The sequence below is a fragment of the Flavobacterium lacus genome (assembly GCF_003268815.1).
GTDB classification, from domain to species: Bacteria; Bacteroidota; Bacteroidia; order Flavobacteriales; family Flavobacteriaceae; genus Flavobacterium; species Flavobacterium lacus.
In genome coordinates, this window is sequence record NZ_QLSV01000009.1 from 110,589 (window position 1) to 126,348 (window position 15,760).

Consider the following 15,760-nt stretch of genomic DNA (forward strand, 5'->3'; position numbering starts at 1 on the left):
TTTAAAAAAAAGTAAAAAATTAATCGCGTTTATTTTTAAGTCTGTACTTTATAATTCCGTTCAAAACTACTGTTAAAAGAATTATTATTGCTCCTAAATAGAACTCAGGACTCATTTTTTCTTTGTCTTTAAAGATAAGCAAGGCTAAAATTATTCCATAAATAGGTTCTAAATTAATAGTTAGCATTACAGTATAAGGACTGATAAATTTCATAACTTTTACAGAAGCAATAAAGGCATAAGCTGTGCAAATTGAGCTCAAAATAATCAGGTAAAGCCAATCGGAAGGTTGTAGAATAAAAAATTCTTTTGAAAAACTATTCGTTAATAAAAGATAAACTGAAAAACAAAGAACGCCGCCGGAAAGTTCGTAAAACGAAATAACTGTTGAATCATACATTTTGGCATATTTTCCATTAATCACAGAAAAAAGAGCTGATAAAAATGCAGAGGTTAACGCTAAAATAATTCCTAAATAATAATCTCCTTCAAAATTGAAAATAATATAAAGTCCGCCTACAACAAGTAATCCAAAGAAAACTTCGTACCAAATTACTTTTCTTTTATATAGAATTGGTTCTAAAAATGAAGTAAAAAATGCTCCTGTTGATAAACATGCTAACGTTACAGAAACATTAGAAACTTTAATTGCTTTAAAAAAAGTAAGCCAATGGAGAGCAATCACTAATCCTAAAAACAAAAAAACCATCATTGTTTTGCGAGGAATAGTTAAATCGGTTTTTTTATAGAACATAAAAAGAACGATAAAACCAACTGCCATTAACATTCTAAACCAAACTAATGGCAGTGCATCCAAAGAAATCAATTCTCCCAAAATGGCGGTGAATCCCCAAATAAAGACGATTAAATGAAGGTGTAAATAACTTTTTACGTTATCGTTTTGCATTTCTGAGCAAATAAATAGCTAATAAACCAAAAACAAAATTGGGAAACCAAACGGCTAACAAAGGCGGAATGCTTGACTTTTCTGCCATAGTTCCAAAAATCTTATCAAAGAAAATATAGGTAAATGCAATTACGATTCCGATAGCAAGGTTGACCCCCATACCTCCTCTTCGTTTCATAGAGGACACTGAAACGGCAATAATGGTTAGGATAAATGCGGTTACAGGTAAGCTGTATTTACGATACAAAACAACAAGATACGTATTGATATTTGCATTTCCTCTCGCTTTTTCTTTATCAATAAATCGAACCAAGTCGGGTAAAGTCAGTGTTTCTGCAATATAAATAACGGGCGTTAAATCTTCTAAATCAAAAGTAAAAACGGTATCTCTTTTTTCGGATTTTTCTAAAATATCACCCAAAGGACCAACTTTTCTTTTTTGATAATTAAACATGGTATAAGTGCTATCTTTCTCATTCCATTTTAGTCGATTAGCGGTGATTTTGTAAACTAATTTTTCATCTTTAAACTTTTCTAAAGTGAAATTGAAAGCGGTTTTTGAAACTGAATTAAAATTACTTACGTACAAAAACTCATCATCGCTAATTTGACGAAATACATTCGAATTTTGCCTTACTTCTCTATTGCTTTTTAGATAAGTATACCTAAAATCATTAAATCCTTTACTGGCTTTGGGTACCAGAAAGAATCCCATTAACAAGGCAAAAACAGATACGATAGTTGCTCCTATAATATAAGGTCTCAAAAACCTAGTGAATGAAATTCCGGAACTCAAAATAGCTATAATTTCTGTGTTATTCGCTAATTTTGAAGTAAACCAAATGACCGATAAAAATAAAAATATAGGGAAAAGTAAGTTAGCAAAATAAATCGTAAAATCTAGATAATAAAGAGCAACAGCAGAAAACGGAACTTTACTTTCCAGAATTTTATTGATTTTTTCAGCTACATCAATCACAATACCGATCGGTATGAACAACAAAAGCATCACTGTAAAAGTGGCTAAATATCGTTTGAGGATGTATTTATCAATTATTTTCATACTGAAAATTGGAAAGTTCTATTTTTTGATGATTCATTTACTGATTATTACAAACGTTGACTCATTTGCTTAACCATTTGGTCTTTCCAAACTTTGAAATCTCCTGCTATAATGTGTTTTCTGGCTTCGCGAACCAACCACATATAAAATCCTAGATTGTGAATGGTTGCAATTTGTTTACCAAGATACTCATTTGCCGCAAATAAATGACGTAAATAGGCTTTTGTGTACTCGGTGTCAACAAAAGTAATTCCCATTTCATCAATAGGAGAAAAATCATCTTCCCACTTTTTATTTTTGATGTTGATGGAACCGTTTGCTGTAAAAAGCATTCCGTTTCGGGCGTTTCTGGTTGGCATAACGCAATCAAACATGTCAATTCCCAACGCGATATTTTCTAGAATGTTGATTGGAGTTCCTACACCCATCAAATAACGAGGTTTATCTTGCGGTAAAATAGCCGTAACCACTTCGGTCATTGCATACATTTCTTCTGCAGGCTCGCCTACTGACAGTCCACCAATTGCATTACCTTGTGCTCCTGCATTGGCGATATATTCGGCAGATTGCTGACGTAAATCTTTGTATGTACTTCCTTGAACAATTGGAAAAAAAGTTTGTTCAAAACCATATTGAAAAGGAAGTTTTTCTAGGTGGTTAATACATCGGTCTAACCAACGATGCGTCATGTGCATCGAACGTCTGGCGTAGTTGTAATCGCAAGGATAAGGCGTACATTCGTCAAAAGCCATGATAATATCAGCTCCAATTGTACGTTGAATTTCCATTACATTTTCAGGTGAAAAGAAATGGTAGGAACCATCAATGTGACTTTTAAACTTCACCCCTTCTTCTTTAATCTTTCGATTGGAGGAAAGCGAATATACCTGATAACCGCCACTATCGGTCAAAATATTGCGATCCCAATTCATAAATTTATGTAAACCACCAGCTTTTTCTAGAATTTCGGTTTGAGGTCGAAGGTATAAATGATACGTGTTTCCTAAAATTATATCCGGATTAATATCATTTTTCAATTCGCGTTGATGCACACCTTTTACTGAAGCAACCGTTCCTACCGGCATAAAAATGGGTGTTTCAATCACACCGTGATCGGTAGTAATCGAACCGGCACGGGCTTGCGAATGAGGATCAGTCGTCAATAAATCAAACTTCATATCTTTTTTTTACAGTTGGCAAAGATATAAGAATTCATATTTCCTGCGTCTGTTTTATGAATAATTTATAGATGACAAGCTCAGGTTTACTAACAATTTATCTTGAAAACTTTCACAAATTCAACGAATACGAATTAGTCAAAGTATAATAATTGAATTACCTTTGCCGAAGTTTAACTTTTATCATAAAAATGAAACCCAACACACAACAACTAAACGACTTTTCAACACAAGTCAGAAGAGACATTCTTCGCATGGTTCACGCCGTAAACTCCGGTCATCCAGGAGGTTCTTTGGGATGTACAGAATTTTTTGTCGCTTTATACCAAGTTTTAATGGACAGAAAAGAAGGTTTTGATATGGATGGAAAAAATGAAGATTTATTTTTCTTATCAAACGGTCACATTTCTCCTGTTTTTTACAGTGTTTTAGCCAGAAGTGGTTATTTCCCGGTATCAGAATTAGCAACTTTTCGGTTAATTAATTCAAGACTACAAGGTCATCCTACAACGCATGAAGGTTTACCCGGAATTCGCGTGGCATCAGGTTCACTTGGGCAAGGAATGTCGGTTGCTATCGGTGCTGCTTTAGCAAAAAAATTAAATAATGATTCACATTTAGTTTATTCGCTTCACGGTGATGGCGAATTACAAGAAGGTCAAAATTGGGAAGCGATAATGTATGCTTCGGCTTATAAAGTGGATAATTACATTGCTACCATCGATTTAAACGGAAAACAAATTGACGGTGCAACCGACGAAGTTTTGCCAATGGGTGATATTAAAGCAAAATTTGTTGCTTTTGGATGGGATGTTTTAGAAATCAAAGAAGGAAATGACATCGAAGCTATCATTTCAGGAATGACAGAAGCCAAAGCCAAAACAGGTAAAGGTAAACCAGTTTGCGTGTTATTACACACAGAAATGGGTAATGGTGTTGACTACATGATGCACACCCACGCATGGCACGGAAAAGCTCCAAATGATGAGCAATTAGCTAATGCTTTGGCACAAAATCTAGCCACTTTAGGTGATTATTAGGTTATTAGAATGAAATATTTACTTTTTATATCAATAATATTTTTTTCAACATTTTCTAATAAAGAAAGTGATTATTACTTTGATAAATATATTGAATATGAAAATGTTGAAAATAATACAAGAGAATATTTTATGTTTAATGAAAATTCAAGTGATTATTACTTTTCTTTTTACTTTGATTTTAACAATAAGCTTTCTGGAGTAATACGTGATAGTAAAAATTTGAAATCACATCACTTTCTGGTTTCAAATGATGATTTGGGTATGAAATTTACTTATTTAGAAAGTACAAGCTATTTGCTTAAAGAAAAAAACAAAACTTTTAAAGAATATCATTTTGAATCAACAGAAAAAAAGATCGATAGCGTTACAAATGAAGTTAATCTCTTAAAATTCAATAATCCAAAAAAGAAAAAATTAAGTAAAGCCTTTGATATAGTTTATGAAAAAAATAACATTCTAATAGATCAACGCTTTCTAAATCTTTTTTGTCATGGTTATTTTTCAAATACTGATTTTGAATTCTCTATCCCTTTACCTAAAAAATTGACAGTTTATCATAATGATAAAAAACAAGAAACATATCAATTAACTAAATTACAAAAAATTAACACACAACTGAAAGTACAATAATAATGAAAAAATATATCAATACAGGAAATAAAGACACCCGCTCCGGTTTTGGTGCAGGTTTGACCGAACTTGGTCAAAAAAACGAAAAAGTAGTGGCTCTTTGTGCCGACTTAATCGGATCATTAAAAATGGATGATTTTAAAAAAAATCATCCCGAACGTTTTTTTCAAATCGGAATTGCGGAAGCCAATATGATTGGTATTGCGGCCGGATTAACTATTGGTGGAAAAATTCCTTTTACAGGAACTTTTGCTAATTTTTCTACGGGAAGAGTTTATGACCAAATTCGTCAATCGGTTGCCTATTCTGATAAAAATGTAAAAATATGTGCTTCGCATGCCGGACTAACTTTAGGTGAAGACGGTGCAACACACCAAATTTTGGAAGACATTGGTTTGATGAAAATGCTTCCTGGAATGACTGTTATCAACACGTGTGATTACAACCAAACCAAAGCAGCAACGTTGGCTATTGCAGACCATCACGGTCCGGTTTATTTACGTTTTGGTCGTCCGAGTGTAGCCAATTTCACCCCTGAAAATGGTGAATTTATCATTGGAAAAGCAGTGGTGTTAAATGAAGGTGCAGATGTAACCATCATCGCGACCGGTCATTTGGTTTGGGAAGCTTTGCTTGCTGCTGAAAAATTGGAAGAGAAGGGAATTTCTGCCGAAGTAATTAATATTCATACCATTAAACCATTAGATGAAGAGGCTATTTTAAAATCGGTTGCTAAAACGGGTTGCGTAGTTACTGCTGAAGAGCACAATATTTTAGGCGGTTTAGGCGAAAGTGTTGCCAGAACATTATCATTAAACAGTCCCGTTCCACAAGAATATGTAGCAGTTCAAGATAGCTTTGGTGAAAGTGGAACACCTGCTCAGTTGATGGAAAAATACCAATTGAATGCCGAAGCAATTATTGCAAAAGCAGAGAAAGTCAGAAGCAGAAAATAGATTACCTTTTTTACCTCAAAAATCCCAATTCTGAAAAATTAGGATTTTTTTATGCTTAATTTTAAAAAAATGGTTTGGATATTAAATTTACATCCCTACATTTGCAATTCAAAATAAAACAATGAACACGGTATTAAATACTTCTTGGTGGTGGAACAACTTACGTCAAACGTCGTGAGCTAGCTACCTGTAGATTTATTTTTCAAAATATTCAAAAGGGCTTGTCAAACACGACAAGCCCTTTTTCTTTTTAATTCAATCACACTATGAAGCAATATAAATTAAATACAACTTACAAATCGGTTTTAGCCGATACCATCACGCCGGTGAGTGTTTATCTAAAAATTCGAGATAAATTTCCGAATAGTATTTTATTGGAAAGTTCCGATTACCACGCGAGCGATAATAGTTTTTCGTACATCTGCTGCAATCCGATTGCGAGTTTTAAGGTTGAAAATAATCAAATCACAACGCTTTTTCCTGATGGAACTACAAAGAAACAAACCATCGATAAAAACACTGTTGTTACGAATGAAATGATACAATTCATGCAAAAATTTGATGTTTCCGGTCCCGATTTAAAGTTTGCCTATAACGGTTTATTCGGATTCACGAGTTATGATGCCGTTCAGTATTTTGAAAAAGTAGAAATCAATCCGAAAGAAAACACGTTGGCAATTCCGGAAATGTATTATGTCATTTATCAAAATGTTATTGCCATCAATCATTTTAAAAACGAAGCGTATTTATTTTGCCATAGCCTAGATAATCAATCCAATATTGAAGAAATCGAGCAACTGCTTCAAGTGAAAAACTTCGCATCCTTTTCCTTTGCAAAAGTGGGAGATTCGGTTTCCAATTTAACCGATGAAAATTTCAAAGAATATGTTTCTTTAGCGAAAAAACACTGTCATCGTGGTGATGTTTTTCAATTGGTTTTATCCCGTAGATTTTCGCAGGGTTTTAAAGGTGATGAGTTCAATGTTTATCGTGCTTTACGAAACGTCAATCCTTCCCCTTATTTGTTTTATTTTGATTATGGCGATTTTAAATTATTTGGATCTTCGCCCGAAGCGCATTTGATTGTAAAAAATGGTGAAGCCGAAATTCATCCCATTGCAGGAACTTTCAAACGAACCGGAAATGATGAAAATGATGCCATCCAAGCCAAAAAATTAGCCGAAGATGTCAAAGAAAACAGCGAGCACGTGATGCTAGTCGATTTGGCTCGAAATGATTTAAGTCGAAATTGCAATCAAGTAAAAATTGAAAAATACAAAGAAATTCAATTTTTTTCACATGTCATTCACTTAGTCTCCAAAGTAAAAGGCAAACTAAAACCCGAAGCCAAAACGATGGATCTCGTTGCTTCCACGTTTCCGGCAGGAACACTCACAGGAGCACCCAAACACAAAGCCATGCAACTGATTGATCAGATTGAAAATACTAACCGAAGTTTTTACGGTGGAGCCATTGGTTTTATGGATTTTAATGGTAACTTCAATCACGCAATTCTGATTCGCACATTTTTGAGTAAAAATCATCAATTGCATTACCAAGCCGGAGCCGGGATTGTAGAAAGTTCTTCGGAAGAAAATGAAATGCAAGAAGTCTATAACAAGTTAAATGCATTAACAAAAGCCTTAGAAATGGCAGAAAAAATATAAACTAAGATGAAAAAAATTATAATCATTGACAACTACGATAGTTTTACCTACAATTTGGTTCACTATTTAGAAGAGTTGAATGCCGAAGTGACCGTTTATAGAAATGATGAATTTGAATTGGATGAATTAGAAAAATTCGACAAAATTCTCCTTTCGCCAGGTCCGGGAATTCCCGAAGAAGCGGGTTTGTTATTAGATGTCATCAAAAAATATGCTACTACTAAAAGTATTCTCGGTATTTGTTTAGGTCAGCAAGCCATTGGCGAAGTTTTTGGTGGAAGCTTAATCAACTTAGAAAAAGTATATCACGGTGTTTCATCTAAAGTAAAACTACAGAAAGAAGATAGTCTTTTTAAGGATTTGCCAACTGAATTTGAAGTCGGACGCTACCATTCTTGGGTCATCAATGCCGATGATTTTCCCGACGATTTAGAAATCACTTCCGTAGATGAAAACGGCGAAATCATGTCCATCCGACACAAAACGCTCGATGTAAAAGGTGTTCAATACCATCCGGAAAGCATTTTAACGCCGCATGGGAAGAAGATATTGGAGAATTGGCTGGAAAGTTAGTCGGCCTTCTGTTGACCGTTACCTGAGAAACCTGACAGGTTTTTGAAACCTGTCAGGTTTAAAAATCGTTATTAAAAAAATTAAAATGAAAAATATACTCAATCAATTAATCAATCACAAAACGCTGTCAAAAGATGAAGCAAAAAATGTGTTGATTAACCTTTCTTCCGGACAATACAATGCCAGTCAAATGGCGGCATTTATGACGGTTTATATGATGCGAAGCATTACCATCGAAGAGTTAACCGGATTTCGCGAAGCGTTATTAGAGCTTTGTGTTCCTGTCGATTTTTCAAACTACCAAACCATCGATTTATGCGGAACCGGTGGCGATGGAAAAGACACGTTCAACATTTCCACTTTGGCTTCCTTTGTAGCTGCAGGTGCTGGAATTAAAGTCGCTAAGCATGGAAATTACGGCGTTTCGTCTATTTCCGGTTCTAGTAATGTGATGGAAAATTTAGGAGTAAAATTTAGTAACCAACAAGATTATCTGGAAAAATGTCTGGAAGAAGCCAACATTGCCATTCTTCACGCTCCGTTATTCCATCCGGCTATGAAAAATGTGGGTGCGATTCGAAAAGAATTAGGCATAAAAACGTTTTTCAATATGCTTGGTCCGATGGTCAATCCGTCCTTTCCGAGAAATCAATTGGTTGGTGTTTTTAGTTTGGAATTGGCCCGAATGTATGCGTATTTGTACCAAAACACGACGACCAATTTTTCCATTTTATACGATTTAGAAGGTTTTGACGAAGTTTCTCTGACCGGTAATGTCAAGATCATTTCAAATACATATGAAAAAATACTAAAACCGGAAGATTTCAATACCAAATCGGTCACTTTATATCAAATCAGAGGCGGTGAAACCGTTGAAGAAGCAGCGAACATTTTCATGACAATACTTTCCGGAAACGGAACGCAAATGCAAAATGAGGTGGTTTGTGCTAATGCGGCATTGGCCATTTCGATGATGAAAAAAACGTCGATAGATGAAAGTTTAGCCATCGCTAAAGAAAGTTTGATGAGCGGAAAAGCGCTCGATAAATTAAAAACACTACAAAACTTGAGTCGCTCATGAACATTTTAGATCAAATAATTGCTTCCAAAAAAAGAGAAGTGGCATTGAAAAAATCCGTTATTCCGATCAAACAATTGGAACAATCGGTGTTGATTGAACGAAAAACGAATTCATTGGTGCAGCATTTATCCACTAGTTCGAGTGGAATTATCGCAGAACACAAACGTCGTTCACCTTCTAAATCAGTGATTAATCAATCGAAATCTGTGGAAGAAATAGTTAAAAACTATGAAAGCGGCGGAGCTTCGGGCTTATCAATGCTCACTGATGGTCAGTATTTTGGTGGTTCGTTGGATGATTTGATTTTAGCAAGAGCCACAACCCATTTACCGCTTTTGCGGAAAGATTTTATGGTAGATGAATACCAAATCATTGAAGCCAAAGCTTTTGGAGCGGATGTAATTTTACTGATTGCAGCGGCTTTGACTCGAGAAGAAATCAAAACATTATCGCAATTCGCCCAATCGTTGCACATGGAAGTTCTATTGGAAATTCACGACGAAAAAGAACTAGATAAGTCGATTATGTCCAGTTTAAATTTGATTGGTGTAAACAACCGAAATCTGAAAACATTTGAAGTTAATTTGGATTATAGTAAGCAATTAGCGAAACATATTCCAAATGATTTTATCAAAATTTCAGAAAGTGGTATCGATAATGCAGATGCGATTATAGAACTACAACAATACGGATTTAAAGGGTTTCTAATGGGAGAATATTTTATGAAAAGCGAAAATCCGGAAAATGAGATGAAACAATTTATCAAAAAACTATCACTATGAAATTAAAAATTTGTGGAATGAAAGAACAGGAAAACACACTTTCAATAAGTGAATTGCAACCTGACTTTTTAGGATTTATTTTTTGGAAGGATTCCAAACGGTATTGTGAAAATGTTATTGAAAAAATTCCTACTAACATCGAAAAAGTAGGTGTTTTTGTCGATGCTGATTACAATGAAATTGTCGATAAAATCATTTCACATCAACTAAATTTTGTTCAATTACACGGTGAAGAATCAGCTGATTTCTGTTTAGAAATGAAAAAAACTAACATTAAAGTAATTAAAGCAATAAAGATTGATAATAATTTTAATTTCAATGAATTAAAATATAATAAAAATTGTATCGATTATTTCCTATTCGACACGAAAGGAGATCTTCCGGGCGGGAACGGAACAACATTTGACTGGGAAGTTTTAAATGATTATAACGAAGAAATTCCATTCTTTTTAAGTGGTGGAATTGGATTAGATGAATGGCCAAAATTAGAAAAATTTATACAATCAGAAGCAGCAAAAAAGTGTTTAGCAATTGATATAAACAGTCAATTTGAAGATGATTTTGGCATCAAAAACAAAGAAAAAATTAAAGAATTTCAAGAAAAATTAAGTCAATTGCTATGAATTATCAAGTAGATGAAAAAGGATTTTATGGTGATTTTGGTGGAGCGTTCATTCCTGAAATGTTATATCCAAATATCGAAGAATTGCGTTTAAATTACCTAAAAATCACTGCGGAACCCAGCTTTAAAAAAGAGTTCATGGATTTGTTAGTCGATTATGTCGGTCGACCTACGCCACTCTATTTTGCGAAACGTTTATCTGAAAAATACAAGACTAAAATCTACCTGAAAAGAGAAGATTTATGTCACACCGGAGCTCATAAAATCAATAACACCATTGGTCAAATTCTGATTGCCAAACGTTTAGGTAAAACCAGAATCATTGCCGAAACCGGAGCAGGTCAGCATGGCGTTGCCACAGCCACTGTTTGTGCGTTGATGGGTCTGGAATGTATAATATACATGGGTGAAGTTGATATCAAACGCCAGGCTCCCAATGTGGCTCGAATGAAAATGCTCGGTGCTGAAGTCAGACCCGCCACTTCAGGTTCAAAAACCCTCAAAGATGCCACCAATGAAGCGATTCGCGATTGGATTAACAATCCCGAAAACACGTATTACATCATCGGTTCGGTAGTTGGACCTCATCCCTATCCCGACATGGTAGCTCGTTTTCAAGCGGTAATTTCAGAGGAAATCAAAGCTCAATTAGAGGAAAAAGAAGGGACGGAATTCCCTGATTATGTAATTGCATGTGTCGGCGGTGGAAGCAACGCTGCCGGAGCTTTTTATCATTTTTTAGAAGATGAAAAGGTGCAATTAATTGCCGTGGAAGCAGCAGGAAAAGGAGTCGATTCCGGTGAAAGTGCGGCGACATCCATTTTAGGTAAAATCGGAATCATCCACGGAAGTAAAACGCTTTTAATGCAATCGTCAGACGGACAAATTACAGAGCCTTATTCGATTTCTGCCGGTTTGGATTATCCGGGAGTTGGCCCGCTACACTCGCATCTACATCAAACCAATCGGGCGGAATTTATTGCGATAACCGATGACGAAGCCATGCAATCGGGTTGGGAAGTATCACAAACGGAAGGAATTATTCCCGCAATTGAAACCGCTCACGTCTTTTCGGTTTTAGATAAAAAACAATTTAAACCTACTGATATTGTGGTGATTAATCTTTCCGGTCGCGGTGATAAAGATTTGAGTACCTACATTGATTATTTTAATTTACACTAGAAATGAATCGAATAAATAAAAAATTGCAAGAAGATAAAAAGCTGTTATCCATCTATTTTACAGCAGGTTATCCTAATTTAAATGATACGTCAGTAATCATAACCGAATTGGAAAAAAATGGCGTCGATATGATTGAAATCGGTTTGCCTTTTAGTGATCCGTTAGCCGATGGACCAACGATTCAAGCGAGTTCGGCACAGGCATTGCAAAACGGAATGTCGACCGAAGTTTTGTTTCAACAACTGGCGAATATTCGCGAAAGCGTTGAAATTCCTTTGATTATCATGGGGTATTTTAATCCAATGATGCAATTTGGCGTGGAAAATTTCTGCCAAAAATGTCAAGAAGTAGGTGTTGATGGCTTAATTATTCCGGATTTGCCTTTGGAAATCTATGAATCGGAATATAAAGAACTGTTTGAAAAATACGATTTAAAGAACATTTTTTTAATCACACCACAAACTTCCGAGGAACGAATTTTAAAAATTGATGCCATTTCAGACAGTTTTATCTACTTGGTGAGTTCATCGAGTGTCACCGGAAATCAATCCGGATTTAATGAAATTCAAGAAAACTATTTTGAGCGAATTGCATCTTTAAAATTAAAAAATCCTCAAATCATTGGCTTTGGAATTTCGGACAAGACTACTTTTCAACAAGCAACCAAACATCAAAAAGGAGCAATAATTGGAAGTGATTTTATTAAATTTATTAAAAATAATCCGGTTGAAAGCATTAAGCATTATATCAATAATTTACTTTAGATATATTATCATAAATTAATTATATTCAACATTATAAATGCCTACTATAGATTTTGACTATATTGAAAAATTAACTGTTTTAAAGTTGTGTTTTTATCTTAGCTTTATACTAAATAACGTGTTTCAAAAAAACGGTATTCAAAAAATAATTTAACAAACTCTTGTAACTTTTTGTAAAAGTCCACGTATAAAAGTTGTAACCAAACCAAAACTATATTTATGGAATTTCTTGAAGGATTAGATCCCTTATTAAAAAGCTATTGGTACATTGCTATACCGGTAAGTTTATTTTTTTTATTGCAAACCATTATGACTTTTATAGGTTTGAGTGGTGGCGAAACAGATATAGATTCGGATAGTGGCGATAGTGATTTGCCATTTGAAATCTTTACATTAAGAAACTTAATTAATTTTCTTTTAGGTTTCAGTTGGACCGGAATTTCGTTGTATGACAGTATTGAAAACAAAGTCGTTTTAATTTTCATTTCTATTGTTGTTGGAATTGTTTTTATCGGATTGTTCTTTATTTTAATCAAACAAATATTGAAGCTGGGCGAAGACAACTCCTTCAAATTTGAAAATACCATTAATAAAACGGCTACTGTTTATCTGACTATTCCCGAGGCTAAATCGGGTTTAGGAAAAGTACAGATTAGTGTGAAAGGTGCCTTTCATGAATTACAAGCCATGACAGAAGCTTCCGAAAAAATCGCCACCGGTAGTGTGGTAAAAATCAAAAATGTTGAAAATAATATCTTAATCGTCGAAAAACTTTAAATCCTAACCCTATGACCACACTTATTATTATTGTTGTTGCTGTTTTTGTATTCTTTGTACTGTTTGTCACTTTAGTTTCACGTTACAAACGTTGTCCGTCCGACAAAATTCTTGTTATCTACGGAAGAACGGGAGGAACTTCTGCCAAATGTGTTCACGGTGGTGGTGCTTTCATTTGGCCGGTTATTCAAGATTATCAGTATTTGGATTTAAAACCGCTTTCTATTGAAGCCAATTTAACCAATGCTCTTTCAAGACAAAACATTCGTGTGGATGTTCCGTGTCGATTTACCATTGCAATTTCTACAGAAAGCGATAGTATGAATACGGCGGCAGAACGTCTTTTAGGACTTTCTCCTGAACAAATTCAGGAATTGGCTAAAGATATTCTTTTCGGTCAATTGCGTTTAGTTATTGCCACGATGACGATTGAAGAAATTAATTCGGACCGTGATAAATTCTTAGATAACATTTCTAAAAACGTAGATTCTGAGTTGAAAAAAATCGGTTTAAAATTAATCAACGTAAACGTTACCGATATTAAAGACGAATCGGGTTATATCGAAGCATTGGGAAAAGAAGCAGCAGCGAAAGCGATTAACGAAGCGAAAATCTCGGTAGCTGAGCAAGAAAAAATCGGGGAAACCGGAAAAGCAATGGCCGATCGTGAAAAAGACGTTCAAATTGCAGAAACGCATAGAGATCGTGACGTAAAAATTGCCATCACCAATAAAGACAAAGAAGTAAGTATTGCCGAAGCATTTAAAGATGAAAGCATTGGTAAAGCCGAAGCACAAAGAGATACACGTGTAGCTACATCAGAAGCCAATGCGATTGCGATTCAAGGGGAAAACGAAGCCAAAATCGCCATTGCACAATCGGATGCAACCCGAAGAGAACGTGAAGCGGAAGCACTTAGAATCGCTTTAGCCTCTGAAAAAGTTCAAAGTGCAAGAGCCTTAGAAGAATCCTATGTGGCAGAACAGAAAGCAGAACAAGCACGTGCCGAAAGAGAACGTTCTACTCAAAATGCGAACATTGTAATTCCGGCAGAAATTGCCAAACAAAAAGCAATTATCGATGCACAAGCCGAAGCTGAAAAAACGCGTGTGCAAGCCAAAGGGGAAGCCGATGCTATTTTTGCAAAAATGGAAGCGGAAGCAAAAGGTTTGTATGAGATTTTGACCAAACAAGCAGAAGGTTACCGAGAAGTGGTGAATGCTGCCGGTGGCGATCCAACAAAAGCTTTCCAATTGTTATTAATTGAAAAACTTCCTGAGTTGGTAAAAACGCAAGTGGAAGCCGTGAAAAACATCAAAATTGATAAAATTACCGTTTGGGATTCAGGAAATAATGCTAACGGAAATGGTTCTACTGCCAATTTTGTATCAGGTATGATGAAAACCGTGCCGCCGTTGAATGATTTGTTTAACATGGCCGGATTGAACTTACCAACCTATTTAAAAGGAGAAGATCCAGTGGAGGATGTGAAAGCTACTGATAGTTCATCGGATAGTAAACCAACACAAGAGACAAAGTAATTTAGTTACAAACTTTCAAAAAATCCCAAATTCAAAGTTATGAATTTGGGATTTTTTCTTACTTTTACCTACATCAATACATTTAAAATGGAAAACATCATACAAACCAGTAATCTAAATTTTCACTATTCAAAACATAAAAGCATTATTGAAAACTTATCGATCAATGTTCCTAAAGGAAGTATTTATGGTTTTCTGGGTCCAAATGGTGCAGGAAAGTCAACCACTATGCGATTGCTAACCGGGATCATTCCCGATGATAAAAATGCAATTAAAATCTTTGGAAGTGAATTAAATGAACAAATTCCGTTTATTTTTTCCAAGATTGGTGCTTTAGTGGAAAGTCCAGCTTTATATCTTCATTTATCGGGTTATAACAATCTGTTGTATATCGCAAAAGTCAAAAACATTAATCCTGACAAAATTGACGAAGTGCTTGAATTAGTTGAATTAACCTACGCAAAAAATCAAAAAGCCAAACAATATTCACTTGGAATGAAACAACGATTAGCAATTGCAATGGCACTCTTAGGTGAGCCCGAATTGTTGTTTTTAGATGAACCCGTAAACGGATTAGATCCAAATGGAATTGTTGAAATAAGAAAACTTTTAATCAAAATAAATAAAGAAAAAGGCGTTACTATTTTTGTATCAAGTCATTTGCTAAGTGAAATCGAAAAAATGTGTACGCACATCGGCATCATTGCAAAAGGGAAATTAAAATTTGAAGGCACAATGAATCAATTGTCCACCAGTTTTAACACATGCAAAATTGAAATAACGATTGACAATGCTTCTGATTGGCAAAAAAAATTAAATGAAAATGGCGTTAAAACACAATTAAACGAAGCTAATAAAATAGCCGTTCTATTGAATACCAAAGAAGAAATTCCAACTTTTATAAAAAAATTGATTAATGAAGGTGCACTACTTTATGAAGTTAAAATACTTGAAGGATTAGAAGAATGGTTTATGAACTTAATTGAAAATTAAA

The 15,760-nt window shown here is 34.8% G+C and carries 16 protein-coding genes; 13 read left to right on the forward strand and 3 right to left on the reverse strand.

Annotated features, from left to right (window positions below):
* Positions 1-19: 19 nt before the first annotated feature.
* The 3 genes from B0I10_RS10330 to tgt are packed head-to-tail and all read right to left on the reverse strand — an operon-like array spanning position 20 to position 3,148.
* On the reverse strand, positions 20-907 hold the full coding sequence (locus B0I10_RS10330) for a DMT family transporter (RefSeq protein ID WP_112086438.1): 888 nt from the start codon (positions 905-907) through the stop codon (positions 20-22).
* Complete coding sequence (locus B0I10_RS10335) at positions 894-1,970, reverse strand: LptF/LptG family permease (RefSeq protein ID WP_112086439.1); 1,077 nt, start codon at positions 1,968-1,970, stop codon at positions 894-896. The genes B0I10_RS10330 and B0I10_RS10335 overlap by 14 nt, the downstream gene beginning before the upstream one ends.
* Before the next feature lie 47 nt (positions 1,971-2,017).
* Positions 2,018-3,148: a tRNA guanosine(34) transglycosylase Tgt gene (tgt, locus tag B0I10_RS10340; RefSeq protein WP_112086440.1), complete on the reverse strand. Its 1,131-nt coding sequence runs from the start codon at positions 3,146-3,148 to the stop codon at positions 2,018-2,020.
* Positions 3,149-3,339: 191 nt separating this feature from the next.
* Between tgt and B0I10_RS10345 the strand changes: the two genes are divergently transcribed.
* The 13 genes from B0I10_RS10345 to B0I10_RS10405 all read left to right on the forward strand — a co-directional run bounded on the left by B0I10_RS10345 (position 3,340) and on the right by B0I10_RS10405 (position 15,759).
* Entirely contained in the window at positions 3,340-4,188 is an 849-nt protein-coding gene (locus B0I10_RS10345) for a transketolase (protein WP_112086441.1), read from the forward strand.
* Between the two features lie 9 nt (positions 4,189-4,197).
* A complete protein-coding gene (locus tag B0I10_RS10350) occupies positions 4,198-4,821 on the forward strand; it encodes a hypothetical protein (protein WP_112086442.1) in 624 nt (207 codons plus the stop codon).
* A gap of 2 nt (positions 4,822-4,823) precedes the next feature.
* Entirely contained in the window at positions 4,824-5,777 is a 954-nt protein-coding gene (locus tag B0I10_RS10355; RefSeq protein WP_112086443.1) for a transketolase family protein, read from the forward strand.
* 266 nt (positions 5,778-6,043) lie between these two features.
* Positions 6,044-7,444, forward strand: a complete 1,401-nt coding sequence (locus B0I10_RS10360; RefSeq protein WP_112086444.1) for an anthranilate synthase component I family protein — start codon at positions 6,044-6,046, stop codon at positions 7,442-7,444.
* Positions 7,445-7,450: 6 nt separating this feature from the next.
* Complete coding sequence (locus B0I10_RS10365; RefSeq protein WP_112086445.1) at positions 7,451-8,017, forward strand: anthranilate synthase component II; 567 nt, start codon at positions 7,451-7,453, stop codon at positions 8,015-8,017.
* Positions 8,018-8,102: 85 nt separating this feature from the next.
* On the forward strand, positions 8,103-9,098 hold the full coding sequence (trpD, locus tag B0I10_RS10370) for an anthranilate phosphoribosyltransferase (RefSeq protein WP_112086446.1): 996 nt from the start codon (positions 8,103-8,105) through the stop codon (positions 9,096-9,098).
* Positions 9,095-9,880, forward strand: a complete 786-nt coding sequence (gene trpC, locus B0I10_RS10375) for an indole-3-glycerol phosphate synthase TrpC (protein WP_112086447.1) — start codon at positions 9,095-9,097, stop codon at positions 9,878-9,880. Before trpD ends, trpC begins: the two co-directional genes overlap by 4 nt.
* The gene (locus tag B0I10_RS10380; RefSeq protein WP_112086448.1) at positions 9,877-10,503 is read left to right on the forward strand and encodes a phosphoribosylanthranilate isomerase; all 627 of its coding nucleotides are present in this window, start codon (positions 9,877-9,879) and stop codon (positions 10,501-10,503) included. The genes trpC and B0I10_RS10380 overlap by 4 nt, the downstream gene beginning before the upstream one ends.
* Entirely contained in the window at positions 10,500-11,684 is a 1,185-nt protein-coding gene (gene trpB, locus B0I10_RS10385) for a tryptophan synthase subunit beta (protein ID WP_112086449.1), read from the forward strand. Before B0I10_RS10380 ends, trpB begins: the two co-directional genes overlap by 4 nt.
* Before the next feature lie 2 nt (positions 11,685-11,686).
* Complete coding sequence (trpA, locus tag B0I10_RS10390) at positions 11,687-12,448, forward strand: tryptophan synthase subunit alpha (RefSeq protein WP_112086450.1); 762 nt, start codon at positions 11,687-11,689, stop codon at positions 12,446-12,448.
* Between the two features lie 219 nt (positions 12,449-12,667).
* Positions 12,668-13,225, forward strand: coding sequence for an NfeD family protein (locus tag B0I10_RS10395; protein ID WP_112086451.1), 558 nt, complete (start codon positions 12,668-12,670; stop codon positions 13,223-13,225).
* A gap of 11 nt (positions 13,226-13,236) precedes the next feature.
* On the forward strand, positions 13,237-14,766 hold the full coding sequence (locus tag B0I10_RS10400) for a flotillin family protein (RefSeq protein ID WP_112086452.1): 1,530 nt from the start codon (positions 13,237-13,239) through the stop codon (positions 14,764-14,766).
* 39 nt (positions 14,767-14,805) lie between these two features.
* Positions 14,806-15,759 carry an ABC transporter ATP-binding protein gene (locus B0I10_RS10405; protein WP_112086453.1) on the forward strand — a complete coding sequence of 318 codons (954 nt, stop codon included), beginning with the start codon at positions 14,806-14,808 and terminating at the stop codon, positions 15,757-15,759.
* Position 15,760: the final 1 nt, after the last annotated feature.

Bases quoted from the DNA above. Each gene is read 5' to 3' on its own strand.
- B0I10_RS10330 (WP_112086438.1), bottom strand. From the start codon at position 907: ATGCAAAACGATAACGTAAAAAGTTATTTACACCTTCATTTAATCGTC.
- B0I10_RS10335 (WP_112086439.1), bottom strand. From the start codon at position 1,970: ATGAAAATAATTGATAAATACATCCTCAAACGATATTTAGCCACTTTT.
- tgt (WP_112086440.1), bottom strand. From the start codon at position 3,148: ATGAAGTTTGATTTATTGACGACTGATCCTCATTCGCAAGCCCGTGCC.
- B0I10_RS10345 (WP_112086441.1), top strand. From the start codon at position 3,340: ATGAAACCCAACACACAACAACTAAACGACTTTTCAACACAAGTCAGA.
- B0I10_RS10350 (WP_112086442.1), top strand. From the start codon at position 4,198: ATGAAATATTTACTTTTTATATCAATAATATTTTTTTCAACATTTTCT.
- B0I10_RS10355 (WP_112086443.1), top strand. From the start codon at position 4,824: ATGAAAAAATATATCAATACAGGAAATAAAGACACCCGCTCCGGTTTT.
- B0I10_RS10360 (WP_112086444.1), top strand. From the start codon at position 6,044: ATGAAGCAATATAAATTAAATACAACTTACAAATCGGTTTTAGCCGAT.
- B0I10_RS10365 (WP_112086445.1), top strand. From the start codon at position 7,451: ATGAAAAAAATTATAATCATTGACAACTACGATAGTTTTACCTACAAT.
- trpD (WP_112086446.1), top strand. From the start codon at position 8,103: ATGAAAAATATACTCAATCAATTAATCAATCACAAAACGCTGTCAAAA.
- trpC (WP_112086447.1), top strand. From the start codon at position 9,095: ATGAACATTTTAGATCAAATAATTGCTTCCAAAAAAAGAGAAGTGGCA.
- B0I10_RS10380 (WP_112086448.1), top strand. From the start codon at position 9,877: ATGAAATTAAAAATTTGTGGAATGAAAGAACAGGAAAACACACTTTCA.
- trpB (WP_112086449.1), top strand. From the start codon at position 10,500: ATGAATTATCAAGTAGATGAAAAAGGATTTTATGGTGATTTTGGTGGA.
- trpA (WP_112086450.1), top strand. From the start codon at position 11,687: ATGAATCGAATAAATAAAAAATTGCAAGAAGATAAAAAGCTGTTATCC.
- B0I10_RS10395 (WP_112086451.1), top strand. From the start codon at position 12,668: ATGGAATTTCTTGAAGGATTAGATCCCTTATTAAAAAGCTATTGGTAC.
- B0I10_RS10400 (WP_112086452.1), top strand. From the start codon at position 13,237: ATGACCACACTTATTATTATTGTTGTTGCTGTTTTTGTATTCTTTGTA.
- B0I10_RS10405 (WP_112086453.1), top strand. From the start codon at position 14,806: ATGAATTTGGGATTTTTTCTTACTTTTACCTACATCAATACATTTAAA.